General features: G+C 59.2%; 26 protein-coding genes. 8 read left to right on the forward strand and 18 right to left on the reverse strand.

Features of this window, described 5'->3' with window-relative positions; all coding sequences use genetic code 11:
* Positions 1 to 2: 2 nt before the first annotated feature.
* The 6 genes from ACR0KX_RS15375 to ACR0KX_RS15400 all read right to left on the reverse strand — a co-directional run bounded on the left by ACR0KX_RS15375 (position 3) and on the right by ACR0KX_RS15400 (position 6,915).
* Positions 3 to 731 carry an SDR family oxidoreductase gene (locus tag ACR0KX_RS15375; protein WP_480626997.1) on the reverse strand — a complete coding sequence of 243 codons (729 nt, stop codon included), beginning with the start codon at positions 729 to 731 and terminating at the stop codon, positions 3 to 5.
* Positions 728 to 2,260: an AAA family ATPase gene (locus ACR0KX_RS15380; RefSeq protein WP_170623999.1), complete on the reverse strand. Its 1,533-nt coding sequence runs from the start codon at positions 2,258 to 2,260 to the stop codon at positions 728 to 730. Before ACR0KX_RS15380 ends, ACR0KX_RS15375 begins: the two co-directional genes overlap by 4 nt.
* Before the next feature lie 61 nt (positions 2,261 to 2,321).
* A complete protein-coding gene (locus tag ACR0KX_RS15385; RefSeq protein WP_170522279.1) occupies positions 2,322 to 2,960 on the reverse strand; it encodes an acyl-homoserine-lactone synthase in 639 nt (212 codons plus the stop codon).
* 82 nt (positions 2,961 to 3,042) lie between these two features.
* A complete protein-coding gene (locus ACR0KX_RS15390) occupies positions 3,043 to 3,762 on the reverse strand; it encodes a LuxR family transcriptional regulator (protein ID WP_170624001.1) in 720 nt (239 codons plus the stop codon).
* A 365-nt stretch (positions 3,763 to 4,127) separates the two neighbouring features.
* Positions 4,128 to 5,414: a crotonyl-CoA carboxylase/reductase gene (gene ccrA / locus ACR0KX_RS15395; RefSeq protein ID WP_170455623.1), complete on the reverse strand. Its 1,287-nt coding sequence runs from the start codon at positions 5,412 to 5,414 to the stop codon at positions 4,128 to 4,130.
* A 112-nt stretch (positions 5,415 to 5,526) separates the two neighbouring features.
* Positions 5,527 to 6,915 (reverse strand): 1-acyl-sn-glycerol-3-phosphate acyltransferase, encoded by a 1,389-nt coding sequence (locus tag ACR0KX_RS15400; RefSeq protein ID WP_170455624.1) that lies wholly within the window; start codon positions 6,913 to 6,915, stop codon positions 5,527 to 5,529.
* A 144-nt stretch (positions 6,916 to 7,059) separates the two neighbouring features.
* Between ACR0KX_RS15400 and ACR0KX_RS15405 the strand changes: the two genes are divergently transcribed.
* The 3 genes from ACR0KX_RS15405 to deoD all read left to right on the forward strand — a co-directional run bounded on the left by ACR0KX_RS15405 (position 7,060) and on the right by deoD (position 10,202).
* Positions 7,060 to 9,027 (forward strand): protein meaA, encoded by a 1,968-nt coding sequence (locus tag ACR0KX_RS15405; protein ID WP_170624005.1) that lies wholly within the window; start codon positions 7,060 to 7,062, stop codon positions 9,025 to 9,027.
* A 126-nt stretch (positions 9,028 to 9,153) separates the two neighbouring features.
* Entirely contained in the window at positions 9,154 to 9,471 is a 318-nt protein-coding gene (locus tag ACR0KX_RS15410; RefSeq protein ID WP_170455626.1) for an H-NS histone family protein, read from the forward strand.
* Between the two features lie 17 nt (positions 9,472 to 9,488).
* Positions 9,489 to 10,202 (forward strand): purine-nucleoside phosphorylase, encoded by a 714-nt coding sequence (deoD, locus tag ACR0KX_RS15415; RefSeq protein WP_170455627.1) that lies wholly within the window; start codon positions 9,489 to 9,491, stop codon positions 10,200 to 10,202.
* A 271-nt stretch (positions 10,203 to 10,473) separates the two neighbouring features.
* On the opposite strand, the gene ACR0KX_RS15420 is transcribed toward deoD, so the two are convergent.
* The 11 genes from ACR0KX_RS15420 to ACR0KX_RS15470 all read right to left on the reverse strand — a co-directional run bounded on the left by ACR0KX_RS15420 (position 10,474) and on the right by ACR0KX_RS15470 (position 18,493).
* Positions 10,474 to 10,620 (reverse strand): hypothetical protein, encoded by a 147-nt coding sequence (locus tag ACR0KX_RS15420; RefSeq protein ID WP_170455628.1) that lies wholly within the window; start codon positions 10,618 to 10,620, stop codon positions 10,474 to 10,476.
* A gap of 135 nt (positions 10,621 to 10,755) precedes the next feature.
* Entirely contained in the window at positions 10,756 to 11,535 is a 780-nt protein-coding gene (locus ACR0KX_RS15425; RefSeq protein ID WP_170455629.1) for a succinate dehydrogenase iron-sulfur subunit, read from the reverse strand.
* A 13-nt stretch (positions 11,536 to 11,548) separates the two neighbouring features.
* Positions 11,549 to 12,175, reverse strand: coding sequence for a sulfotransferase (locus ACR0KX_RS15430; RefSeq protein WP_170624007.1), 627 nt, complete (start codon positions 12,173 to 12,175; stop codon positions 11,549 to 11,551).
* A 99-nt stretch (positions 12,176 to 12,274) separates the two neighbouring features.
* Complete coding sequence (sdhA, locus tag ACR0KX_RS15435; RefSeq protein ID WP_170624009.1) at positions 12,275 to 14,083, reverse strand: succinate dehydrogenase flavoprotein subunit; 1,809 nt, start codon at positions 14,081 to 14,083, stop codon at positions 12,275 to 12,277.
* A 23-nt stretch (positions 14,084 to 14,106) separates the two neighbouring features.
* Positions 14,107 to 14,478 carry a succinate dehydrogenase, hydrophobic membrane anchor protein gene (locus ACR0KX_RS15440; RefSeq protein ID WP_170455634.1) on the reverse strand — a complete coding sequence of 124 codons (372 nt, stop codon included), beginning with the start codon at positions 14,476 to 14,478 and terminating at the stop codon, positions 14,107 to 14,109.
* Between the two features lie 11 nt (positions 14,479 to 14,489).
* A complete protein-coding gene (gene sdhC / locus ACR0KX_RS15445) occupies positions 14,490 to 14,873 on the reverse strand; it encodes a succinate dehydrogenase, cytochrome b556 subunit (protein ID WP_170624011.1) in 384 nt (127 codons plus the stop codon).
* 213 nt (positions 14,874 to 15,086) lie between these two features.
* Positions 15,087 to 15,749: a DUF1194 domain-containing protein gene (locus ACR0KX_RS15450; protein WP_170624013.1), complete on the reverse strand. Its 663-nt coding sequence runs from the start codon at positions 15,747 to 15,749 to the stop codon at positions 15,087 to 15,089.
* Positions 15,750 to 15,826: 77 nt separating this feature from the next.
* Complete coding sequence (locus tag ACR0KX_RS15455; protein WP_170624015.1) at positions 15,827 to 16,855, reverse strand: MaoC family dehydratase; 1,029 nt, start codon at positions 16,853 to 16,855, stop codon at positions 15,827 to 15,829.
* Positions 16,855 to 17,061, reverse strand: coding sequence for a DUF1737 domain-containing protein (locus ACR0KX_RS15460; protein WP_170455640.1), 207 nt, complete (start codon positions 17,059 to 17,061; stop codon positions 16,855 to 16,857). Before ACR0KX_RS15460 ends, ACR0KX_RS15455 begins: the two co-directional genes overlap by 1 nt.
* Before the next feature lie 12 nt (positions 17,062 to 17,073).
* Positions 17,074 to 17,628 (reverse strand): NnrU family protein, encoded by a 555-nt coding sequence (locus ACR0KX_RS15465; protein ID WP_170455642.1) that lies wholly within the window; start codon positions 17,626 to 17,628, stop codon positions 17,074 to 17,076.
* 7 nt (positions 17,629 to 17,635) lie between these two features.
* On the reverse strand, positions 17,636 to 18,493 hold the full coding sequence (locus tag ACR0KX_RS15470) for an HpcH/HpaI aldolase/citrate lyase family protein (RefSeq protein WP_480708568.1): 858 nt from the start codon (positions 18,491 to 18,493) through the stop codon (positions 17,636 to 17,638).
* Between the two features lie 179 nt (positions 18,494 to 18,672).
* On the opposite strand from ACR0KX_RS15470, the gene ACR0KX_RS15475 reads away from it, so the two are divergent.
* Positions 18,673 to 18,978 (forward strand): hypothetical protein, encoded by a 306-nt coding sequence (locus ACR0KX_RS15475; protein WP_170624019.1) that lies wholly within the window; start codon positions 18,673 to 18,675, stop codon positions 18,976 to 18,978.
* On the opposite strand, the gene ACR0KX_RS15480 is transcribed toward ACR0KX_RS15475, so the two are convergent.
* Positions 18,975 to 19,730: a sulfite exporter TauE/SafE family protein gene (locus ACR0KX_RS15480; RefSeq protein WP_170455649.1), complete on the reverse strand. Its 756-nt coding sequence runs from the start codon at positions 19,728 to 19,730 to the stop codon at positions 18,975 to 18,977. The two genes, ACR0KX_RS15475 and ACR0KX_RS15480, sit on opposite strands and share 4 nt — an antisense overlap.
* A gap of 160 nt (positions 19,731 to 19,890) precedes the next feature.
* On the opposite strand from ACR0KX_RS15480, the gene mdh reads away from it, so the two are divergent.
* The 4 genes from mdh to sucD all read left to right on the forward strand — a co-directional run bounded on the left by mdh (position 19,891) and on the right by sucD (position 23,788).
* Positions 19,891 to 20,853 (forward strand): malate dehydrogenase, encoded by a 963-nt coding sequence (mdh, locus tag ACR0KX_RS15485; protein ID WP_170522252.1) that lies wholly within the window; start codon positions 19,891 to 19,893, stop codon positions 20,851 to 20,853.
* A 319-nt stretch (positions 20,854 to 21,172) separates the two neighbouring features.
* Positions 21,173 to 22,366: an ADP-forming succinate--CoA ligase subunit beta gene (gene sucC / locus ACR0KX_RS15490; protein ID WP_170522250.1), complete on the forward strand. Its 1,194-nt coding sequence runs from the start codon at positions 21,173 to 21,175 to the stop codon at positions 22,364 to 22,366.
* Positions 22,367 to 22,403: 37 nt separating this feature from the next.
* Complete coding sequence (locus ACR0KX_RS15495) at positions 22,404 to 22,904, forward strand: STM3941 family protein (RefSeq protein WP_480708599.1); 501 nt, start codon at positions 22,404 to 22,406, stop codon at positions 22,902 to 22,904.
* Between the two features lie 2 nt (positions 22,905 to 22,906).
* A complete protein-coding gene (gene sucD, locus ACR0KX_RS15500) occupies positions 22,907 to 23,788 on the forward strand; it encodes a succinate--CoA ligase subunit alpha (protein WP_170749906.1) in 882 nt (293 codons plus the stop codon).

The following is a 23,788-nucleotide window of genomic DNA, read 5'->3' on the forward strand; positions in this document are numbered from 1 at the left end:
GCTTAGCCCCGCCCGATATAGGGCATCGTGGTAGCCATCACGGTCATGAACTGCACGTTCGCCTCGGGCGGCAGATTGGCCATGTGCAAGACAGATCGCGCTGCGTCCTGCACGTCCATTGTCGGGTCCGGCGTTTCTCCGTTCGCGACGGCCGCATCGACCAGCCCCTGAACCATCTGCGTGCGGGCGTTTCCAATGTCGATCTGACCGCAAGCGATGCCAAAGTCGCGCCCATCCAATGACAGGCTGCGGGTCAGGCCGGTGATGGCATGTTTCGTGGCCGAGTAATGCACCGAGTTGGGGCGTGGAACATAGGCCGCAATCGAGCCGTTGTTGATAATCCGTCCCCCTTGTGGCGCCTGGCTGCGCATGAGCCGAAACGCCTCACGCGCGCACAGGAACATCCCGTTGAGGTTCACGTTGACGCTTTGGTACCAATCCTCCAGCGCGATTTCGTCGATTGTGCCACCGGGGGCAAAGATGCCCGCGTTGTTGAACAGGACATCCAGCCGATCGGCCCGGTTGGCAAAGGATCGAAAGGCTCGGGCCACGGCGATGGGGTCCGTCACATCCGCAACCAATGGCACAGCGCGCGGCTGACCGTCAGCCATCGCGGCCAGCTTGTCTTCGCTGCGGGCCAACAGGCCGACCATCCAGCCCTCGGCCAGAAACAGCTCGGCCGTGGCCTGCCCGATGCCCGAGCTTGCGCCAGTGACGATGATGGTTTTCATGTCTCTTCCGCCTCCAATGTCAGGGATGCCGCAGGGACCGCGCGCAGGTCGTCCACGCGCAGCGGATGGGTGGGTTTCGACAGTCGGTTGCGCACCACCCAGATCAGCCGCTCCTGCGCCCGTGTGATGGCCACATAGGCCAGCCGTTTCCACAATGGCTGCCCGGCCTCGGTCCGGCCCATCCGGGCTGCTGCATAGATGTCTGGTGCAAAGACTTGTACCGTGTCCCATTGGGACCCTTGCGCCTTGTGGATCGTCACCGCCGCGCCGTGCAAAAACGTCGCCCCCATGCGGGCAGCATAAGGGATGAACGGTTCTTCTTCGTCCGGTTTTTCGATCTGCACAATCGACGCTGCACTGACCTGAGGGTCCTCGGCCCCCATCACATGCAAGCGCGAAAACCCCGGCTTGCGCCCCGGCCCAAGATAGACAACCTGAGCGCCCTTGATCAGCCCGCGCGCCTCAAGATCCAGCCGCTTCTTGCGGTGTTTCAAAGGCAGTTCGATCCCGTCACAGATCAGAGGTTCGCCTTCCAGCAACTCGGTATCCGGCGCACCATGGACCTGCCGGAACGCTTGGATCAGCCGGATGCGCGTTGCATTGCGCCAGACCAGAACCGGGCTGCGGGCCATCAGATCAACCTCGACCCGCTGGCCCCAGACCACACGATCATCGCGGCGGGCGGTGTCTTCGACCAGACGCTCGAAATCTTCGAACCCCATGGACGGATCGGCCAACGCATGGGCCAGATCGAGGATCGGGTTATCCGCGTCCTGCCGGTGGACCCGGTGCAGCACCAGCTTGCGCGGCTCTGGCAGCGCCTCGAACACCATGCTGCCGGATTGGTTGACCGGGGCAAGCTGAGCGGGGTCGCCGAACATCAGCAGGGTCGGGAAGATCTCTTTCAGGTCTTCGAACTGCCGGTCATCCAGCATCGAGGCTTCGTCGACAAAGCCAATATCCAGCGGCTCATCCCGGCGTTTCCAACCGGTGATGAAATCCGATCCACGCAACCCCGCAGCCGCCAACGCGCCGGGAATTGATTTGTTGTTTTCATAAAACGCCGCTGCGCGATCCAGCGCCTCATCTGTCAGGCCCTCGATCTCGGGCCGGTCGTCATTTCCGGCCAGCCATTCGGCGATGCGTTCATATTCGGGGTCGTAAACCGGCGTATAGAGGATGCGGTGGATGGTTGTGGCCGGAACACCGCGCAGGCGCAGGACGCTGGCGGCCTTGTTCGTGGGGGCCAGAATCGCAAGCGTGCGCTTGTCCCTGGATTTACGGCTTTCATAGTCGCCCGACACGATCTGAACGCCGGTTTCGGCCAGCGCCTTATACAGCTCTGCCAGCAACAGAGTCTTGCCCGACCCCGCCTTGCCGATCACCGCCATCACACCGGATTTTCCGGCCCCCGGCAGTTTGAGCAGCGCATCATCTTCCAGGTCCACACCGGCTGAGCGCAGCATCTCGGCGATGCTGTCATATGCGGCGGCCTGATCGTCCGAGAAGATCACATTGGGCAAAGACATGGCGCGACCCTACAAGGCCGCGCCAGCCACCACCAGATGCGGAATGCCGTTTTCGCCACCGTCACGCAGACAAGGCAAACCGGTGCCGTCTGCCGGGGCCAAAAGCGGTCTTGAACCACAGGCGCGACAGGTCGCGCGGGATGCCCGCCCGCGCTGCCACGCGATTGCAGTCATCTGCCGAATAGGGCCACAGCCCGACCGAGATCTGATCGCGCCCCTTGCCTTCTGTCCCCAGAACGATCGGGGACGAGCCGATCATGCGATAGATGCGTATCATCCGCGCATCGAACACCCCGGCGATATGGGTCAGGCCGAACCCTTCCATCATCTCGCCCCCGCTGAGCATGATGGCCCCGGCTGTATGCGGGCTGGCGGTTCGGGACAGGCAAAAGCGCGTCACCTCCCAGATCAAGGGGCTGCAGATCGGCTCGCCCTCGTTCAGATGGCCAAAGACTTCGTTCACCATCACAGGGCCGGTTGTGGGCAGCACCCGCATCGATCCCCCATGGCTGCCATCGGGTTCTTCCCAGATGACATAGAGCGGATTGAGATCGTCATATTGATCCCGCTCTTCCCCTTTTTCGTTAACGTGCACGTCCCAACCCAAACGGGTTTTGAACTGATCTGCGCGATCGCGAAACATCCCCTCGGCCAGAATCGGAAATTTGTGCAGCTCGTCAGCATACAGATAACGCAACATGACGTGTTCCCCTCGTCGTTCTTTTAAGAACGAAAGGGGTACAGAGACGTGGTTAATTAACTGTTCGAGGACCGTACGTTGCTTAAACCACTATTAACCCGCGGCTGAGTGCTGTGGCTATGGCGTGCGTTGTGTTCTGCGCGCCCAGTTTCGACCGCGCGCTTTCGATATAAACCCGCAAAGTATGCTCGGAAATCGACAGCGAATGGGCCACCTGCGCGCGGCTATATCCAAGCGCCAGCAGGGTAATCGCGTCGATCTCTCTGGGTGACAGGCCACGCGTCGACTCGGGCTGCCTGTCTTTTTCAAACTCCAGCGCTTTGCGATTGATGTAATGCGCTACCAGGATCAGCTGCTGCCCGTAGGTCGAGATGAATTCCTGCCAGGTCTGGTCGTCGCAACTGTGGTTCACGGTGAACAGCGCGAATTGCCCGTTGGGCCCCCGGATTGGAATCGAATAGCCCTGGTTGCCGATCCCATGCGCCAGTGCGTCCTGAAGAAAGGCCTTGGCCACTTTGCTCGACCAGTCCAACGCCTTCCAGTCGACCGGGTGGAACCGCTGGAAACAGCCCAGAATGACAGGGTCGATGCGGTGGTAGTTCTTTTCCCGATACCGTTCGTCCCAGTCATCGGAATAGGTGGTACAGCCGTATTGATCCCCGGCCCCGTCCACCCAGTGATAGGTCAGATGTGCGACCTTCAGACGGTCACGTAATCGAAATGCAACCGCGCTGAGCTCGTCAAGCGTGCTGGTGTTTTCCAAATCCTGCAGGATCTGACCCAAATCGAGTTCTGTTCCCATCCGCGGGCGCCCGTGCCTCATCCTTCATGGACGCGATCTCGGCCGCAGCGATCAGCCGTGTATCATCCAGCTGCTCGGCCAAGGCGGTTAACCCATTCGCAACGGCGAACGCGTTGAGGTCCGACAATACGTCCAAAATCCACTCATTTTGCGCCATCAGGGTCTCTCTGAAACAGTTAACGAAGGGTTAACACAACCATAACATGTATGATCTTTTTCAGCCTATTCACCGGTTTCTACTCCCCAAAAACAGCGAGGGGTGATTTTGCAACCTGTTGAAAGGCCGAAGGGCGGGTGAAAAACGCAAAACACCCGCGAACCGAAAGGCCGATTCGCGGGTGTTTCTTGTCTGTTTTGCGGGCAGATTAGGGGCGCGCGTCCAACACCTCTTCCAAGGTGCGCATACCGGTCCGCGGGGCCTGAACCAGAACCGACATGTTGCCCGGTTTATGCTCGTTGCGCAGCATTTTCATATGCGCCTCGGGCAGATCATTCCACGAGAACACTTCGGACATGCAGGGATCCAGACGACGCTCGACCATCAGTTTGTTCGCGGCTGCGGCCTGTTTCAGATGCGCAAAGTGCGAGCCCTGCAGGCGCTTCTGGTGCATCCACATATAGCGCACGTCGAAGGTGCAGTTGAAGCCGGTGGTGCCGGCGCAGATCACAACCATGCCGCCTTTCTTGACCACAAAGGTCGAGACCGGGAAGGTGCTTTCGCCCGGATGTTCGAACACCATGTCGACATTGTTGCCTTTGCCGGTGATGTCCCAGATCGCCTTGCCGAATTTGCGAGCCTCTTTGAACCACTCGGCATATTCCGGGGTGTTCACGGTGGGCAATTGACCCCAGCAATTGAAGTCCTTGCGGTTCAGAACGCCCTTGGCGCCCAGACCCATGACAAAGTCACGCTTGCTTTCGTCCGAGATCACACCGATCGCATTTGCGCCCGCTGTGTTGATCAGCTGGATCGCATAAGACCCCAGACCACCCGAGGCACCCCAGACCAGAACGTTCTGACCGGGTTTCAGGTCATGCGGCTCGTGACCGAACAGCATCCGGTAGGCGGTGGCCAGCGTCAGCGTGTAGCAGGCGGCCTCTTCCCAGGTCAGGTGCTTGGGGCGCGGCATCAGCTGCTGTGCCTGCACGCGGGTGAACTGGCTGAACGAGCCGTCGGGTGTCTCGTAACCCCATATGCGCTGGCTGGGCGAATACATCGGATCGCCGCCGTTGCATTCTTCGTCATCGCCATCGTCCTGGTTGCAGTGGATGACAACCTCGTCGCCGACTTTCCAGCGCTTGACCTTGTCGCCAACGGCCCAGACGATGCCCGACGCATCGGAACCCGCAATGTGATAGGGTGCCTTGTGGCCGTCAAACGGGCTGATCGGCTGACCCAGTGCAGCCCAGACGCCGTTATAGTTCACGCCCGCAGCCATAACCAGAACCAGCACTTCGTTGCTGTCCAGGGTCGGCACATCGACCACTTCCTGCTGCATGGCGGTGTTGGGCTCACCATGACGTTCTTTCCGGATTGCCCAGGCATACATCTGCTTGGGCACAAACCCCATCGGAGGGATTTCCCCCATCTCATAGAGGTCCTTTTCGGGTGCCTCGTACGACGCGATACCGCTTTCGGTGTCCAAAGCCATGCTGGCCTCCTTCTCTCAATACCTTTGCCGCGACGCAGAATCGCGCGCTTCATCGACTGGAATATTGATCGACGCGAAATATTGCAACCGTTTTTGGATCGAATTTGTAATTTTATGACCCCGCAGGTGCAGAAATTTCTTTCGCATCCGCAGAATCATCGGAATTCATGTGGTTGGGCAGTGAGTTGGCGTAGAAATCGAGAAGATCGCCGCGCTGGCCAGACAGGCATAGCATGTCCCCATCTCGGCTCAGAATGCGGCGCTCGACAAACTGATCCAGCGCGTCTGTCACGGCTGTCGCCGTCTCGGCGGATTCGCCGCCATCCTGCTCCATCATCGCGACGATCCGAGCCTTCACGTCCTGCTCGGGTATCGGACCGTTTTCGCGCAACAACGAACAGGCCGCCGGGCCGGGCACCATCGGTATCGCCGCCCCGATCCGCACCATCAGCGCACGGGCCAGATCGGTCATGATGTCATCGCCCGCCCTGGCCGAGAATTCCTTGAGCGAGATCGGCTGGCCATACCGCACCGAGGCCACCCCGAACCGTTTGTACCGCCCGATCAGGCGACGCCAGAGCTGCTTGACGATCCAGCTGGTGATGACACCGATCCGCGCACGAAAGCGCCGCTCGGTCCCCAAAGCGGCATGGGTCAAAATGGTGTCTTCCAACACCCGGTCATAGTTCAGGGCCACAGGCACGAACACAACATCCCGCCCGTCCGGCGAGGTGCCATCGATGATGTATTTCAACAATCCCAACTTAGGCCGACCCAGCGCGCCGGTCAGGCTCAGCCCGCCTTCGGGGAACATCGCCTGGGTCACGCCTGCCTCGGTCGCGTGGCGGACATAGCTGGCCAGGACCTGCCGATACAGCTCACTACCGGACTTCCGTCGGATGAAATACGCCCCCATTGCCCGGATCAACCGGCTGAGCGGCCAGACCCGCGCCCATTCCCCCACAGCATAAGACAGGGCCGACTGCTGCGCCGCCAGATAGGTGACCAGCACGTAGTCCATGTTACTGCGGTGATTCATGACAAAGACAACCGTTGCCTCGGGGTCGATGTCCTTGACGGCGCTTTCGTCTTCATAGCTGAGGCGCACGTTGTAGAACGTGTTGCTCAGCAACCGGGCCAAACGAATGGCAAAGCTGAAATAAGCAAAGGCCGAGAACGAGGGCACGATTTCGCGCGCATAGCGGCGGGCCTTTTCAAAGGCCACTGCCTCGGGGATGCCTTCCTCGCGCGCGTGATTTTGTACGGCGTGCCCGACCTGCGGGTCATAGATCAGCCGTTGGATCATGTCATGCCGCCGGGCCAGCTTGAACGGCTGAATCGGGCGTTGCAGACGTTTGTTCAATCGCGACACCGCCCGTTCCAGCCTGCGGCGAAAAAACCAGCGCACCGATGGGAACAAGAAATGCGACGCGAACGTGACCATGGCAAAGACCACGATCAGCAGGAAAAGCCAGAGCGGAAGTTCCACGGTTTGCATCATGTCGGCACAGTGCCACTAATCGAAACCGCTCACAATCTGCACAATTTTGAAATGCCGCAACGCAGCGAATTGACATGTCCTGAAAATTGCGCTTTAGAACCCTCATACGTAATTTTGTTACCGAACGACATGCGAGGCCCGCCCATGACGCAGACGCAGAAAGACCGCCCCTGGCTGATCCGGACCTATGCCGGTCATTCCACCGCCGAAGCCTCGAACGCGCTGTATCGTGGAAACCTGGCAAAAGGTCAGACCGGCCTGTCGGTGGCCTTCGATCTGCCGACGCAAACCGGCTATGACAGTGACCATACTCTGGCCCGTGGCGAGGTTGGCAAAGTGGGCGTGCCGGTCTGCCATCTGGGTGACATGCGGGTTCTGTTCGACCAGATTCCGCTGGAGCAGATGAACACCTCGATGACGATCAATGCCACGGCCCCGTGGCTGTTGGCGTTGTATATCGCGGTGGCCGAGGAACAGGGCGCGGATGTCTCGAAACTGCAAGGCACGGTGCAGAACGACCTGATCAAGGAATACCTGAGCCGTGGTACCTATGTCTGCCCGCCCAAACCGTCGCTGAAGATGATCGCGGACGTGGCCGAGTACTGCTATACCCACGTGCCGAAATGGAACCCGATGAACGTGTGTTCTTATCACCTGCAAGAGGCAGGCGCGACGCCGGAACAGGAACTGGCCTATGCGCTGGCCACCGCCATCGCAGTTCTGGATGAATTGCGCCCTCGTGTTCCGGCCGAGGATTTCCCGGCGCTGTGCGGGCGGATTTCGTTCTTTGTGAACGCGGGCATCCGCTTTGTCACCGAGATGTGCAAAATGCGCGCCTTCGTCGATCTTTGGGACGAAATCCTGCAAGACCGCTACGGCGTCGAGAACCCAAAATTCCGCCGATTCCGCTATGGCGTTCAGGTGAACTCGCTGGGCTTGACCGAGCAGCAGCCGGAAAACAACGTCTACCGCATTCTGATCGAGATGCTGGCCGTGACCCTGTCGAAAAAGGCCCGCGCCCGTGCGGTGCAGTTGCCGGCTTGGAACGAGGCGCTTGGCCTGCCCCGCCCATGGGATCAGCAATGGTCGATGCGGATGCAGCAAATTCTGGCTTATGAGACCGACCTGCTGGAATATGGTGACCTGTTCGACGGCAACCCGGCGGTGGACGCCAAGGTCGAGGAACTGAAGGAAGGCGCGCGCGCCGAACTGGCCAACCTCGATTCGATGGGGGGTGCCGTTGCCTCGATCGAGTACATGAAATCCCGCCTTGTCGATTCCAACGCCGAGCGTCTGAACCGGATCGAACGCAATGAAACCATTGTGGTCGGCGTGAACAAATGGATCGAGGGTGAGCCCTCGCCCCTTCAAACCGAAGATGGCGGGATCATGGTTGTTGATCCGGCTGTCGAGCAGGAACAGATTAACCGCCTGAACAACTGGCGCGCCGAGCGGGATGATGCCGCCGTTACGGCCGCACTGGCCGCGCTGCGTGAGGCTGCGCAGAACGGCACAAATGTGATGGAGCCGTCGATTGCCGCCGCAAAGGCCGGTGTCACCACCGGTGAATGGGCCGAGGAAATGCGCAAGGTTTACGGCACCTATCGCGGCCCGACAGGTGTGTCGGGCTCGGTTTCGAACAAGACCGAAGGTCTGGACGACCTGCGCGCCGCGGTGGACGCCGTCAGCGACAAGCTGGGCCGCCGCCTGAAATTCCTGGTCGGCAAGCCCGGTCTGGACGGCCATTCGAACGGTGCGGAACAAATCGCATTCCGTGCGCGGGATTGCGGTATGGACATCAGCTATGAAGGTATTCGCCTGACCCCCGAAGAGATCGTGACCGCCGCCGCAGATGACGACGCGCATGTCATCGGTCTGTCGATCCTGTCCGGCAGCCATCTGCCGCTGGTCGAGGATGTCCTTGCACGGCTGCGCAAAGCGGGTCTGGATCACATCCCTGTCGTTGTCGGCGGAATTATTCCGGATGAGGATGCGGAACAATTGAAGGCCATGGGCGTCGCAAAAGTCTACACCCCCAAGAATTTCGAACTCAATTCGATCATGGGCGATATTGTGGAATTGGTGGACCCGAAAAACCTGGCCGCTGAATAACGGACGTTTTAACCAATTATTTCCCCGTTTCTATTCCCAATTCATTGGGAGTAGAGTATCGCGTTGTTTGCAATTGCGGTGCGCCTTGGCGCACGCGGTAACACTTATCAGGACGGAGACAAGATTATGGGGATAAACCTGGAAACGATGTCGCGAAAAGAGCTGGTATCTCTGCGCGAAAACGTCGAAAAAGCCCTTGTAAACGCTGAGAAACGTGAACGTCAGGAAGCGCTGAAAGCGGCGGAAAAGGCAGCTGCTGAATTTGGCTTCTCGCTATCCGAATTGTCGGGCGACGCGCCGCGTTCCGTAAAAGGCAGCAAGGCACAGGCCAAATACCGCAACCCTGCAAATCCGGACCAGACATGGACAGGTCGTGGCCGGAAACCGCAATGGGTTCATGATGCGCTGAAATCCGGCGCGGATATTTCCGATCTGGAAATCTAATCAGGACAGGTGCCGAAATGACGATTCATATTGGCGCGGAAAAAGGTGAAATCGCCGAAACCGTTCTTTTGCCCGGCGATCCGTATCGCGCGAAATGGGCCGCTGAGACGTTTCTGGACGATGTAAAGCAGGTCAACAACGTTCGGGGCATGTTGGGCTTCACCGGCAGCTGGAAGGGCAATCCTGTCACCATTCAGGGCAGCGGTATGGGAATGCCGTCTTTGTCGATCTACGTGAATGAACTGATCCGGGACTATGGCGCGAAAACGCTGATCCGCATCGGGTCCTGCGGTGGGATGCAGGACAGCGTGAATCTGCGCGACGTCATTCTGGCAATGACTTCGACAACGCTCAGCACCCCTTCGCGGGGCATCATGAAAGAGATGAATTTTGCTCCCTGTGCAGATTGGGATTTGCTGCAGGCCGCCGCCGTGGCGGCCAAGGCAAAAGGCACGCCCACCCATATCGGCGGCATCTATTCCTCGGATGTGTTCTATGACGAACGCCCTGATCTGAACGAACAGATGGTGCGTCACGGCATTCTGGGCGTCGAGATGGAAGCGGCCGAGCTTTACATCCTCGCCGCCCGTCACAAATGCCGGGCTTTGGCCGTGTTGACCGTGTCCGATCATCTGCTGACCGGTGAGGCACTGCCCTCATCCGACCGCGAAAGCAGTTTTGGTGACATGGTCGAGATTGCCCTGCACGCCGCCTTTCCGGACGCAGGCTAAACTGGAACGGGCAGAGGACCCCTCTGCCCGGTTTCTATCGGCCTGAAGACTGGCGCAAACACTGGGTTGGGCTGTCAGAACTTTCCGTTTTTGCGCCGCAATAGGCGCAGACCCACCGACCTTCATCGCGATGTTGCCGCCATCGGCACTCGCGCGTCAGTGAAGACGTGCGCGACCGCCAGAAGAAATAGGCAAAGACCCCGGCGGCCAGAAGTATCAAGAGAACGGGCATGGTTCTGTTTCGCCCATACTGTCGGCTATTGGCAAGCCGTCAGGCCGCATTTGCGTATTCAAACAGCTCGGGCTCTCGCGCTTTTAGGGCCGGTGCTGGTTCCGGCGTGTAATAGGCCCAGGCCTGCTCAAGCAGGTCCAGCGCTTCTTTGGCAGTCACTTTCGGGGTTTGTGGTTTTGTTGTCATCGGAGTGATCCTGATTTGATCCCATCACTCCTCCCTACTGCAAATCTAGACCGTGTCGCGCCCGGCTGCATCGCCTGATTTTGCAATAGCGGCATGCGCTTGCCGCAACCCGGCAAGCGCTGATTCAAAAACGCCTTAAACCGAGCGTTCGATCATCATTTTCTTGATCTGCGCAATCGCAGCCGCCGGGTTCAGACCCTTGGGGCAGGTCTTGGCGCAATTCATGATCGTGTGACAGCGATACAGCTTGAAGGGATCTTCCAACTCGTCCAGACGCTCACCCGTGGCCTCATCCCGGCTGTCAATGATCCAGCGATAGGCGTGCAGCAGGGCGGCGGGGCCAAGGTAGCGGTCGCCGTTCCACCAGTAGCTGGGACAGGATGTCGAGCAGCTGGCGCACATGACGCATTCATACAGACCATCCAGTTTCTTGCGGTCTTCGATGGATTGCTTCCACTCTTTCGCCGGGCGGTTGGTCTTGGTTTCCAGCCACGGCATGATGGATGCGTGCTGAGCGTAGAAATGGGTCAGATCGGGGATCAGGTCCTTGACCACCGGCATATGCGGCAGCGGATAGATTTTCACGTCGCCCTTGATCTCGTCCATGCCGTAGATACAGGCCAGCGTGTTGATCCCGTCGATATTCATCGCGCAAGAGCCACAGATCCCTTCCCGGCAGGACCGGCGGAAGGTCAGGGTCGGGTCGATCTCGTTCTTGATCTTGATCAGCGCGTCCAGGATCATCGGACCGCAGTTGTCCATATCGACAAAATAGGTATCGACGCGCGGGTTTTGCCCGTCATCCGGGTTCCAGCGGTAAATCTGGAACTTGCGCAGGTTTTTCGCACCCTCCGGTTTGGGCCAGGTCTTGCCGGTGGTGATCCGGGAATTCTTGGGCAGGGTCAGTTGAACCATGTCAATTCTCCATTCAGCCTGTCCGGGCGCGCTTGGACGCGCCGCGATTATAGTGCCCCCAATGGGCAATGTTCACGTCAAAATCCGGAGACAGCCAGTCGGCAATGGCCTGCGGCTCGTCCCGGTCGATATCAAATCGCAGAAACCTTGGGTTTCCGGCGAAATAGTCCTGCACTTCGGCATGGTGCACGTCGTACATATGCGCCCAGCCCTGTTTCACTTCGTCCGCCGATTGACCGTTGGCCTGACAGCAACGATCCAGATACCGGCCCTGATTGTGGCGCGCGCGGGATGTGATCCAGTCGTCCCGATTGCGCGTGTTCAGCAGGAAATAGGCATCCGGGTAGCCCGCGTGCAGTTCGCGAAAGAACCGTGCACCGTCCAGCATGAAGCGGACATTGACAAAGGCAATGTCGGTAAACGCCCGAACAGCGCCAAACCCGTCCAGAGGTTTGCGGCCCATGGATATATTTGTCACCATGCGATGCGCCAGATTTTCGCCCCGCTCATCCACCCAATGCACCGATGGGATGCCGCTGTCCTGAAACAACCTGTGGAACGAGGTCGTTGCGCAGCGGTTGAGACCGACCAGAATGATCTTCGGATCGGCCTGAGCAGAGCGTAACGCCTGAACCGTCATACCAGCCCCCAGACACAGCACAGTGTCCAACGGCCATAGGTCGCAGCGTTGTCCGTGGGTATTTGGCGTTTGCACACCATTGCCTGGTCAATACGCTCCTTAGAAGGTCCGCGCCTTGGGCGCGATTTTCTTGAGGCTGATGCCGCCTTCGTCCTCGTTGGTCAGCGGATCGACGATGACCGGACGATAGCTGAGCTCGACCTTGTTGCCCTCGACCCGGCTGACAGTGTGAACGCGCCAGTTTTCGTCATCGCGTTCGCTGAAATCCTCATGCGCGTGGGCACCGCGGGATTCCTTGCGCGCCTCGGCACCGACGATGGTGGCCAGCGCGCTTGGCATCAGGTTGGTCAGTTCCAGCGTCTCCATCAGGTCGCTGTTCCAGACAAGGCTGCGGTCGGTGACTTTCAGGTCGTCCATCTTGGCGGCGATGGCGGTCATCTTCTCGACGCCCTCGGCCATAGTCTTGGCGGTACGGAACACGGCGGCGTCGGCCTGCATGGTCTTCTGCATCTCAAGCCGCAGATCGGCGGTTGGGATCGCACCGCTGGCGTTGCGGACCGTGTCGAAGCGGTCAAACGCCTTATCAACCGACGCCTGGTTCAGAACCGGGTTCGGAGCATCGGCATCGACAACCTTGCCCGCCTTGATCGCCGCCGCGCGGCCAAAGACCACAAGGTCGATCAGCGAGTTCGACCCCAGACGGTTCGCGCCGTGGACCGAGGCACAACCGGCCTCACCCACAGCCATCAGGCCGGGAACGACAGCTGTCGGGTCATCGGCGGTGGGGTTCAGAACCTCACCCCAATAGTTGGTCGGGATACCGCCCATGTTATAGTGCACGGTCGGCAGAACCGGGATCGGTTCTTTGGTGACATCGACACCGGCGAAGATCTTGGCACTTTCCGAAATGCCCGGCAGACGCTCTGCCAGCGCCTCGGCAGGCAGGTGGCTGAGGTTCAGGTGGATGTGATCCCCTTCGCCGCCAACACCACGGCCTTCGCGAATTTCCATCGTCATCGAACGCGAGACATAGTCGCGCGGAGCCAAATCCTTGTACTGGGGCGCATAACGCTCCATGAACCGCTCGCCTTCCGAGTTGGTCAGGTAACCACCTTCGCCCCGTGCGCCTTCGGTGATCAGGCAGCCCGAGCCGTAGATGCCGGTCGGGTGGAACTGAACGAATTCCATATCCTGCAGCGCCAGGCCTGCGCGGGCCACCATTCCACCACCGTCGCCGGTGCAGGTATGGGCCGAGGTGGCGCTGAAATACGCCCGACCATAGCCACCGGTCGCCAGCACAACCATCTTGGCGTTGAAGACATGCATGGTGCCGTCGTCCAGCTTCCAGCAGACAACGCCCTGACACTGCCCGTCTTCGGACATGATCAGGTCGATGGCGAAATATTCGATGTAGAACTCGGCATTGTTCTTGAGGCTTTGCCCGTACAGCGTGTGCAGGATCGCGTGGCCGGTCCGGTCGGCGGCGGCACAGGTGCGCTGCACGGCGGGGCCTTCGCCAAACTCGGTGGTGTGGCCGCCGAAGGGGCGCTGGTAGATCTTGCCTTCTTCGGTCCGGCTGAACGGCACGCCGTAGTGCTCAAGTTCGTAAACCGCCTTGGGGGCTTCACGCGCAAGGTATTCCATCGCGTCCGTGTCACCCAGCCAGTCCGAGCCCTTGACGGTGTCGTACATATGCCACTGCCAGTGGTCCGGCCCCATGTTCGACAGAGACGCCGCGATACCGCCTTGTGCTGCAACCGTGTGCGAGCGGGTCGGGAAAACCTTGGTCACACAGGCCGTGCGCAGGCCCTGTTCCGCCATACCCAGCGTTGCGCGCAGACCGGCGCCGCCTGCCCCGACAACCACGACGTCATATTCGTGGGTTTCATATTCATATGCTGCTGTCATTTTCTCTGATCCTTAGCGCGTCATCACAGGGCCAGCTTGACGAGGGCAAACAGCCCCGCAGCCATCAGCGTGTAGCCAAAGGCCCACATCGCAACGAGTGTGATCTTTTCCGCGATCCCGTGCACGTAATCCTCGATGGTTTCCTGCGCCTCATACATGAGTTGCAGCAGACCCACGACCAAAGTCAGACCGGTGACAATGGCCGGGAAGGGACGGGCGAAATAGGCCAGAACCTCTTCGTAGGTTCCGCCGATGCCATAGCCAAAAGTGAAGATGAACAGGGGCACCAGAATGGCCAGGATCATCGCCCGGACCATGGTGCGCCAATGTGTTTGCGTTCCGGATTTCCCCGCGCCCAGGCCTTGCGCGCGTTTGCGGTCGGTGAGGTATTGCATCGCCATTCTCCTTACACCAACAGCATGGTGATGATGGTCAGAACGGTCGCCCCGACAAACATGCCAATGCCCATCTTCTCGGACACATCAACGTCGAGGCAATAGCCGAAGTCCCACACCACGTGACGCAACCGCCCCAGCGTGTGGTACCACAGTGCCCAGACCCCACCCGTCAGGATGAGCTGACCGAACCAGCTGAGTAGGAAGCCGTCGATGCCAGCAAATGCGGCCTCGGACGTGGCCGCGGCAAGCAGCCACCAAACCACAAGTGCTGCGATGGCAAATACCGCAAGACCCGACAGTCGAACCATGATCGACGACAACGAGGTCATCTGCGGGCGGTAGATCATAATATGTGGCGAGAGCGGGCGATTGCCCCGATTGACATCGGCCATGGCGGCTCCTCTTACTTTGGCTACCAGTCGTTTTACCTTTTTTTCCTGTGCTGTCACGTGCTGCACCCGCAAAAACGGGTAATTTTAGTGCAAAATGGACGTTTTGCCCCATATGTGATCACACTAAATAATACTGTGATCACAAATCACATGCAGCCATCTCAATGTTAGCGTTTTCACTGATCAATCAATGTGATCACGAATCTTCCCCACCTATTCCAGGGCGGCAGATTGCTGGGTGACTTCGCGCAGCAGCTTTTTGCGAATGCGTTCGGGGTAGTCCGCAAACCCGGCTGCGGACACGACAAACGCCCCTTCTCCGACAATGACGTTTTCGTAGAAATAGGCTGTCAGATCAGGCTCACTCTCTTCAATAGCGATGGCATTTACTGTCACGCCGCGGTCCTTCAACAGCCCATGGATTTGCGTGGGTTCAACCCCTTCGTTCGAGATTCCGTCGCCCGAGATATCTATCAGCAGCCGCTTGCATTCCGACACGGCATCAAAGCTGGAAACCGTCGTCTCCAATGCCTCACCAATCGCCGTCGAGAAATTGCGCCAGACGCGTGGATCATGCGCCACCTGATCGGCAAACCGGTCGAGCGCATCGAAGCTGTCAATTCGGGTCCAGGGGATTGTTACCCTTTGGCGCGATGCCCCGGTCCACTGTACCAGCATCAACTGGGCCTGCCCACGCACCAATGCCTCGGATACAATCGGATCGCGCAGGCCTGCCGCCAGACCATCCATCTGAATGCGGAACTCGTTGCTGTCCACAGACCCCGAGACATCCACCGCCAGCGCCAGCGCCAGATCACATGACCACGCAGGGGGCGCTAGGCAAAGGCAGGCGGCAAGGGTGCGAAGCAGGGTCATGCCGCCAACCTAGCACGGAAAATCAACGCTGTACTCACATCAGCGTCATCAGATCCGCGCGATCTGACCGGGTCACATCACATTGGGATCAGGGCCCAGTAATCGAGGTCCAGCAACACATCCGGGTGATACTTGCCGTCTTCATTGCGCAACTCAAACGGCGTGCCGCCTTTGGTCGCGACCAGCCGCAGGCGAAGGGCACCGACGCCCGGAACATCGGTTTCGGCTTTGTCCAGAACCTCGGACCAGGCCTTGATCGTGTCACCTGCAAAACACGGGTTTGCATGCGCGCCACCGTTCAGACCCACGATCATCTGCGCATTGGCCAGACCGTTGAAGGACAGGGTTCGCGCCATCGAGATCACATGGCCGCCATAGATCAGCCGCCCCTCGGGCCGGAAGGTCAGGTCGAAATGCACCTTGGCGGTGTTCTGCCACAGGCGGGTTGCCAGCATATGCTCGGCTTCTTCGACGGTGACGCCATCCACGTGGTCGATCTTTTCTCCGATCTCATAATCGCCCCAGCGATGGGGTTCGCCCGACTGCATGAAATCGTAGTTCGAGAAATCCAGCCCCTCGGGCACAACCAGATCCTGTGGCTCCAGCACCTTTTTCAGTTCGGGCACAACGGTTTCCGGCGCTGGCGCATCCGGGTTCGACTTACGAACCATGACCCAACGCACATAGTCGATGACAACTTCATCCAGCTGGTTCAGGCCACGGGTGCGCACCCAGACCACGCCGGTTTTGCCGTTCGAGTTCTGCTTGACCCCGATCACTTCGGAAACCGAGCGCAGCGTGTCGCCGGGATAGACCGGTTTCAACCAGCGCCCTTCCGCATAGCCCAGATTGGCGACCGCGTTCAGCGACACATCCGGCACGGTTTTGCCAAAGACCACATGAAACGCCGCCAGATCATCAAGGGGGCTTTCCGACAATCCGCAGCTGCGCGCAAATTCGTCCGAGGAATAAAGCGCATGGCGCGCCGGATACAGCGCATGATACAACGCCCGTTCGCCATCCGTTACGGTGCGGGGCACTGCATGAGTCAGCACCTGCCCAACGGAATAATCCTCAAAAAAGCGGCCCGGATTGGTTTTTGCCATTATTGCTGTCCCAGTTTCATTTCAGGGGAGTAGTCGCCTTCGACCTCTTTGGTCACGGCCTGCGCACAGCGCATGACGCTGTTTGCCGTGTCATAGGCATAGGATGGGTCGCCATACAGCTCCCACCCTTTGGCCAATGCGTCCGACACTTTGTGGCAGAAGGCGGATGTGTCTTCTTCCGTCAACAGACGATAGAGCTTTGCCATTATTTCGATTCCTTATCCGCCGAACGGGGACGGGCCGACCAGCCCGTGGATATAGCCGATGATGCCCAGCAAGACGATCGAGGCGACAAAGAACATCGCGTCCTTGCCATAGGTGCCAGGCTCGCCCGGGGTCCATTCAGGTTCGGACTTGTTGATCACGATCACTTCGACCACCGCCCAGGCCAGCAATCCACCGAACAGGACAATGGACGCCAGATCGCCATTGACCAGCAGATGCGCAAAAGCCCACAGCTTGAACCCGCCCAGCATCGGGTGGCGAACCTTGTTCAGCAGGCGGCCCTTCGCACCGGCCGGGCTCATCAGATAGATCGCGATCAGCACCAGCAGGTTGTTGACGTGGATCAGAAAGGTCGGCGGGGCCCAGACATGGATGAAATCGGTCATGCGATAACCGAAGATCATCAGCAGGATCGCCGCGACCAACGCCAAGGCCACCGCGCCCTTGCCCGCATCGCCCAACGCGGCGCGTTGATCCGGCATGACGCGTTTGAACAGATGTGCGGCCCACCAAAGCGCCACCCCGAGGATCAGAAGTACAAAACCCATTGCTGGCTTACCCCGCTTGCAAAGCTGTAATCACCTCCGCTTTTGCCAGAATTTCACGTGCGGTTACAACATGCAGGTTTTCGACAATCTTGCCGTCCACGACAGCAACGCCCTGCCCTTGCGCCTCGGTCTCTTCAAAGGCGGCGATCTGGCGGCGGGCCAGATCGATCTCGGCATCCGATGGTGCGAAGGCCTCATTCGTGACCTCGACCTGCGCCGGGTGGATCAGAGTTTTACCGTCAAAGCCCATATCCCGACCCTGTGCGCATTCGGCGGCCAAACCTTCGGTGTCTGTGAACGCATTATATACGCCGTCCACAATGATCAGACCTTCGGCCTTGGCGGCCAGCAGGCACAGGCCCAAAGACGTCATCAGCGGCAGGCGATCCGGGCGGAAGCGTGTCTGAAGCTCTTTCGCCAGATCGTTGGTGCCCATGACAAAGCCCGCCATCAGGGGATGGGCTGCAATCTCGGCGGCGTTCAGCATCCCGCGCGGGGTTTCCATCATCGCCCAGATCGGCAGATCCCCGGTGATTGCGGCCAAAGCGTCGACATCAGCGGCCGAGTTCACCTTGGGCAGCAGAACCACATCGGCATCCATGTCCCGCACGGCCTCGGCATCGGCGCGGCCCCATTCGGTGTCCAGCCCGTTGATTCGAACAATCTTGACCCGCGAACCATACCCGCCAGCGGCCAAGGCGGCCTTGAGCGTCTCGCGTGCATTCTCTTTCTCGTCTGCTGCAACTGCATCTTCCAGATCGAAGATGATCGCATCAACAGGCAGAGTGCGTGCCTTGTCCAGGGCCCGATCACGCGAGCCGGGAATATACAGAACCGAACGATACGGGCGTTGACGCGGATCCATCGATGCCTCCCTAAGAAATAAAGTTGCGCGGAATGGGCCATTTTTTTTGGGAAACTTCAAGGTCAAAATCGCCGCAATGCAGCATTCGACCCGCCGCGTGACGCAACGCACTTTGGTTTAACCGGATTTCCGGTCCCCGCCCGCAAGCTGACTTGCACACCAGACAAAAGGGGTCGGAGATGAAAAAGACAGTTGCGAATATGACCATCGGGCTTGGGATCATGGTGTTGGCGGCCCAACAGGTGCAGGCGCAGAACCGCAACTGCGCCCCGCGCGCGGACGTGATCGAGCGTCTGGCCGGAACCTATGGCGAAACCCGCAAGGGGATCGGCATTGCCCGTCAAGGCGCGGTGATGGAGGTGTTTGCCTCGGACGAGACGGGAAGCTGGACGATCACCGTCACCCTGCCGGACGGCATGACCTGCCTTGTGGCCTCGGGCCAGTCTTTCGAGGCGCTTGCCGAAGCCCTGCCGCCCAATGCCTAAGTCAAAGCGTCCCAGATCAGTTTTGATCCGGTCAGGGTCAGCAAAACATAGGTGATGCCAAAGAACACGCGTTCGGACAGCATAAAATGCGCCCGAACGCCGAGCCAGGCCCCTAAGACGGCAAACGGAGCCAGCAGAAGATTGGCCCAGGCCGTTTGCAGGGTGAAAAGCCCCAGATAGGCATAGGGCACGAACTTCACGATATTGATGACCCAAAAGACCAGCACGGTCGACGCCTGAAATTCGGTCTTCGTCAGGCGCTGCGACAGCAGATAAACCGCGGCAGGCGGTCCCCCGGCATGGCTGACGAAGCTGGTGAAGCCTGCCACCACACCGGCAAACACCCCGGCGGATGGGGGCAAACGGTCTGAAAAGCCGCGAATCCAACCTCGGACCTGTGCGATATGCCAAACCACAAACGCGACCGAGATGCCGCCGATCAGCAACCGCAGCACGTCGTCATTGGTCAGGTGGAAAAGGCCCATTCCCAGCACCACGCCGGGTATGCCGCCCAGTATCAACAGGCGGCAATCCGGCCAGCTCCAACGTTTCCAATAGGGGCCAAGCGTCGCCACATCGATGATCATCAGGATCGGCAACATCAGCGCCACGGCCTGCGCCGGGCTCAGGATCAGCGCCAGAATCGACGAGGACGCAAAAGCCACGCCCGAGCCGAACCCGCCTTTTGAAATACCGGCAAAGATCACCGCAGGGATCGCCACGGCAAAAAACATCAGGTTCAGTTCGAACATGCGGCGGCCTGCGAATTGGCTTGTCTCACAAGCCGTTTAGCGCAATCAACACGGGCAAGGCAAACGGTATGCGGTGGCATGCCGCGCCGCAGGACCCTTGCGCAATTGCCATTTAGCGACTAGCACAACCGCGATTTCAAAACCGACCGGAGAATTCCAAATGGCCAGACCCAAGATTGCGCTGATCGGCGCGGGGAACATCGGCGGCACGCTTGCACATCTGGCAGCTGTCAAAGAACTGGGTGACGTTGTCCTGTTTGACATCGCAGACGGACTGCCGCAGGGCAAGGCACTCGACATCGCAGAATCCGGCCCTTCGGAAGGCTTTGACGCTTCGATGAAAGGCACCAGCGACTACGCCGACATCGCAGGCGCGGATGTGTGCATCGTCACCGCAGGCGTCGCCCGCAAACCGGGCATGAGCCGTGATGACCTGCTGGGCATCAACCTGAAAGTCATGAAGTCCGTTGGCGAAGGCATCGCTGCCCACGCGCCCGACGCCTTCGTGATCTGCATCACCAACCCTCTGGACGCAATGGTCTGGGCCCTGCGCGAATTCTCGGGCCTGCCGCACAACAAGGTCTGCGGCATGGCAGGCGTGCTGGACTCGGCGCGTTTCGCGCATTTCCTGTCGGAAGAGTTCAACGTCTCGATGCGCGACGTCACCGCCTTTGTTCTGGGCGGCCACGGCGACACCATGGTTCCCTCGGTCCGCTATTCGACCGTTGCCGGTATCCCGCTGCCCGATCTGGTCGAGATGGGCTGGACCACGCAAGAGAAACTGGACGCCATCGTTCAGCGTACCCGCGACGGCGGTGCCGAGATTGTTGGCCTGCTGAAAACCGGCTCGGCCTATTACGCGCCTGCGACTTCGGCGATCGAAATGGCCGAAGCCTATCTGAAAGACCAAAAGCGCGTTCTGCCCTGTGCCGCCTATTGCAGCGGTGAACTGGGCGTCGATGGCCTGTATGTCGGCGTCCCAACCGTGATCGGCGCAGGCGGTGTCGAGCGCATCGTGGACATCAAGCTGAACGCGGACGAACAGGCCGGTTTCGACAACTCGGTCAACGCCGTGAAAGGCCTGATCGAGGCGTGCAAGGGCATCGACAGCTCGCTGGCGTAAACCGCGCCTCTGCACACGCATTCCAAACCGGCCTTCTTGCGAGGCCGGTTTTTTCGTGGCTTTCGATCCGGCTGATTTCCGGTCGCTCCTGTTATCGCAAACGTCGCAAACTCTGCTTTTTGAATGTGATTTTATCGATCTACCGGCAAGATCGAATCAAACGCCAGCCTGTCCGGATTTTGTGATCACACCCCAAAAACCTGTGATCACAAATACTGAAAATCTTCCACAAAAACTCGTGACACGTCAAAAAACCCTTTAAACTTGCCCTCTAGACACGCCTATAACGGTTCAATCGTAGTCAAACGGGACAGTTTCGATGAATATCCACGAATATCAGGCCAAAGCGCTTCTTCGCAGCTATGGCGCTCCGGTCTCTGAAGGTCGCGCGGTTCTGCGCGCCGAAGAAGCCAAAACCGCAGCCGGTGAACTGGACGGCCCGCTTTGGGTGGTCAAATCGCAGATCCACGCAGGCGGTCGCGGCAAGGGCTCTTTCAAAGAGGCAGACGCCGGTGAAAAAGGCGGTGTGCGCCTGACCAAGTCGGTCGAGGAAGCCGCCGAAGAAGCCAAGAAGATGCTGGGCCGCACGCTGGTCACGCATCAGACCGGCCCGGCGGGCAAACAGGTCAACCGCATCTACATCGAAGCCGGTTCCGGTATCGAAACCGAAATGTACCTGGCCCTGCTGGTGGACCGCCAGACCAGCCGCATCTCGTTTGTCTGCTCGACCGAAGGTGGCATGGACATCGAAGAAGTGGCCGCTGAAACGCCCGAGAAAATCCTGTCGTTCTCGGTCGATCCCGCGACCGGCTATCAGCCCTATCACGGCCGCCGCATCGCGTTCTCGCTGGGTCTGCAAGGCGCACAGGTCAAGCAATGCGTCAAGCTGATGGGTCAGCTGTACCAGGCCTTCGTCGAGAAGGACATGGAGATGCTGGAGATCAACCCGCTGATCATCACCGATGGCGGCGACCTCAAGGTGCTGGACGCCAAGGTCAGCTTTGACGGCAACGCGGTCTACCGCCACCCCGACATCGCCGAACTGCGCGACACGACCGAGGAAGACCCCAAGGAACTGGAAGCCTCGAAATACGACCTGAACTACATCGCGCTGGATGGTGAGATCGGGTGCATGGTGAACGGTGCCGGTCTGGCGATGGCCACCATGGATATCATCAAGCTGTACGGGGCCGAGCCTGCCAACTTCCTCGACGTGGGCGGCGGTGCGACCAAAGAGAAAGTGACCGAGGCGTTCAAGATCATCACCTCGGACCCGAACGTCAAAGGCATTCTGGTCAACATCTTCGGCGGCATCATGCGCTGTGACGTCATCGCCGAGGGCGTGGTCGCCGCGGTGAAAGAGGTCGGCCTGCAGGTTCCGCTGGTCGTGCGTCTGGAAGGCACGAATGTCGAGAAAGGCAAAGAGATCATCAACACCTCTGGCCTGGACGTGATCGCGGCGGACAACCTGAAAGACGGTGCCGAGAAGATCGTGAAGGCGGTTAAGGGCTAAGGCTTTGTCCAGTAGCGGAACCAATCAGCATTCGGTCGTGTTTGAGCGCTCAAAGCTTAGAACCGCGCTCGTTCTCGGAGCATGCGTCTTGTTCTTTGTTATCGGCATTTCGATGGTTCAAACGTCCGATACTTATAACAACCCGACACGGGCATACCTCTCTGGTTGGTTTGCTATATTGGTCTTTGGCTGGTTAGGCATCAAAGAAATCACTAATGTGATTAGGTTTCCCAAGAATCTTTGCTGTATCTCGGACACGGGAATCACTTTCTTTCCAAGTTCCCCAACTGAGATTCCCTGGAGAGACATAGTTTCCGTTTCTTCCAAGACTTTTGGATTAAACAGCTATGTTGCCCTCAAGCTGTCACCAGAAGCTTCGGCTCAACGGAGATTCTGGGAATGCCGAACCCAGATAAAGTTCCAAGCGACCCTTCTGAAGACTAATTTCGATCAGCTCTATCGTGCAGTCTTCAACGCGCATTCGGCCTATCGACCAGCGGCCAAAACCACGAATTTATCTAATCAAGGAGACTCCTAAAAATGGCAGTCCTCATCGACGAAAATACCAAAGTGATCTGTCAGGGCTTTACCGGCTCGCAGGGCACATTCCACTCTGAACAGGCCATCGCCTATGGCACCAAGATGGTCGGCGGCGTGACCCCCGGCAAAGGCGGGATGGAGCATCTGGGCCTGCCCGTGTTCAACTCGGTCCACGAAGCCAAGCATGTGACCGAAGCCAACGCCTCTGTCATCTATGTGCCGCCGCCCTTCGCGGCTGACTCGATCCTCGAAGCGATTGATGCCGAGATGGAGGTGATCGTCTGCATCACCGAAGGCATCCCGGTTCTGGACATGATGAAGGTAAAACGCGCGCTGGAAGGCTCAAGCTCGCGCCTGATCGGCCCGAACTGCCCCGGTGTGATTACGCCCGACGCCTGCAAGATCGGCATCATGCCCGGCCACATCCACAAGCGCGGCTCGGTCGGCGTTGTGTCCCGTTCGGGCACCCTGACTTATGAGGCCGTCAAGCAGACCACCGATGTGGGTCTGGGCCAGTCCACCTGCGTCGGCATCGGCGGCGACCCGATCAAAGGGACCGAGCATATCGACGTGCTGGAATGGTTCCTGGCCGATGACGAAACCCACTCGATCATCATGATCGGTGAGATCGGTGGCTCGGCCGAGGAAGAAGCCGCGCAGTTCCTGGCGGATGAGGCCAAGAAGGGCCGCAAAAAGCCGACCGCCGGTTTCATCGCAGGCCGCACAGCCCCTCCGGGCCGTCGCATGGGCCACGCGGGCGCGATTGTCGCCGGTGGCAAAGGCGGTGCCGAGGACAAGATCGAAGCCATGCGCTCGGCCGGTATCGTCGTGGCCGAAAGCCCGGCGCAGCTGGGTGAGGCCGTGCTGGAAGCGATTGGGTAA

This window comes from Ruegeria sp. BG5, assembly GCF_056538425.1.

What these genes read in the sequence shown, in the direction of transcription:
- ACR0KX_RS15375 (WP_480626997.1), bottom strand. Translation starts at nt 731, where the DNA reads ATGAAAACCATCATCGTCACTGGCGCAAGCTCGGGCATCGGGCAGGCC.
- ACR0KX_RS15380 (WP_170623999.1), bottom strand. Translation starts at nt 2,260, where the DNA reads ATGTCTTTGCCCAATGTGATCTTCTCGGACGATCAGGCCGCCGCATAT.
- ACR0KX_RS15385 (WP_170522279.1), bottom strand. Translation starts at nt 2,960, where the DNA reads ATGTTGCGTTATCTGTATGCTGACGAGCTGCACAAATTTCCGATTCTG.
- ACR0KX_RS15390 (WP_170624001.1), bottom strand. Translation starts at nt 3,762, where the DNA reads ATGGGAACAGAACTCGATTTGGGTCAGATCCTGCAGGATTTGGAAAAC.
- ccrA (WP_170455623.1), bottom strand. Translation starts at nt 5,414, where the DNA reads ATGGCTTTGGACACCGAAAGCGGTATCGCGTCGTACGAGGCACCCGAA.
- ACR0KX_RS15400 (WP_170455624.1), bottom strand. Translation starts at nt 6,915, where the DNA reads ATGATGCAAACCGTGGAACTTCCGCTCTGGCTTTTCCTGCTGATCGTG.
- ACR0KX_RS15405 (WP_170624005.1), top strand. Translation starts at nt 7,060, where the DNA reads ATGACGCAGACGCAGAAAGACCGCCCCTGGCTGATCCGGACCTATGCC.
- ACR0KX_RS15410 (WP_170455626.1), top strand. Translation starts at nt 9,154, where the DNA reads ATGGGGATAAACCTGGAAACGATGTCGCGAAAAGAGCTGGTATCTCTG.
- deoD (WP_170455627.1), top strand. Translation starts at nt 9,489, where the DNA reads ATGACGATTCATATTGGCGCGGAAAAAGGTGAAATCGCCGAAACCGTT.
- ACR0KX_RS15420 (WP_170455628.1), bottom strand. Translation starts at nt 10,620, where the DNA reads ATGACAACAAAACCACAAACCCCGAAAGTGACTGCCAAAGAAGCGCTG.
- ACR0KX_RS15425 (WP_170455629.1), bottom strand. Translation starts at nt 11,535, where the DNA reads ATGGTTCAACTGACCCTGCCCAAGAATTCCCGGATCACCACCGGCAAG.
- ACR0KX_RS15430 (WP_170624007.1), bottom strand. Translation starts at nt 12,175, where the DNA reads ATGACGGTTCAGGCGTTACGCTCTGCTCAGGCCGATCCGAAGATCATT.
- sdhA (WP_170624009.1), bottom strand. Translation starts at nt 14,083, where the DNA reads ATGACAGCAGCATATGAATATGAAACCCACGAATATGACGTCGTGGTT.
- ACR0KX_RS15440 (WP_170455634.1), bottom strand. Translation starts at nt 14,478, where the DNA reads ATGCAATACCTCACCGACCGCAAACGCGCGCAAGGCCTGGGCGCGGGG.
- sdhC (WP_170624011.1), bottom strand. Translation starts at nt 14,873, where the DNA reads ATGGCCGATGTCAATCGGGGCAATCGCCCGCTCTCGCCACATATTATG.
- ACR0KX_RS15450 (WP_170624013.1), bottom strand. Translation starts at nt 15,749, where the DNA reads ATGACCCTGCTTCGCACCCTTGCCGCCTGCCTTTGCCTAGCGCCCCCT.
- ACR0KX_RS15455 (WP_170624015.1), bottom strand. Translation starts at nt 16,855, where the DNA reads ATGGCAAAAACCAATCCGGGCCGCTTTTTTGAGGATTATTCCGTTGGG.
- ACR0KX_RS15460 (WP_170455640.1), bottom strand. Translation starts at nt 17,061, where the DNA reads ATGGCAAAGCTCTATCGTCTGTTGACGGAAGAAGACACATCCGCCTTC.
- ACR0KX_RS15465 (WP_170455642.1), bottom strand. Translation starts at nt 17,628, where the DNA reads ATGGGTTTTGTACTTCTGATCCTCGGGGTGGCGCTTTGGTGGGCCGCA.
- ACR0KX_RS15470 (WP_480708568.1), bottom strand. Translation starts at nt 18,493, where the DNA reads ATGGATCCGCGTCAACGCCCGTATCGTTCGGTTCTGTATATTCCCGGC.
- ACR0KX_RS15475 (WP_170624019.1), top strand. Translation starts at nt 18,673, where the DNA reads ATGAAAAAGACAGTTGCGAATATGACCATCGGGCTTGGGATCATGGTG.
- ACR0KX_RS15480 (WP_170455649.1), bottom strand. Translation starts at nt 19,730, where the DNA reads ATGTTCGAACTGAACCTGATGTTTTTTGCCGTGGCGATCCCTGCGGTG.
- mdh (WP_170522252.1), top strand. Translation starts at nt 19,891, where the DNA reads ATGGCCAGACCCAAGATTGCGCTGATCGGCGCGGGGAACATCGGCGGC.
- sucC (WP_170522250.1), top strand. Translation starts at nt 21,173, where the DNA reads ATGAATATCCACGAATATCAGGCCAAAGCGCTTCTTCGCAGCTATGGC.
- sucD (WP_170749906.1), top strand. Translation starts at nt 22,907, where the DNA reads ATGGCAGTCCTCATCGACGAAAATACCAAAGTGATCTGTCAGGGCTTT.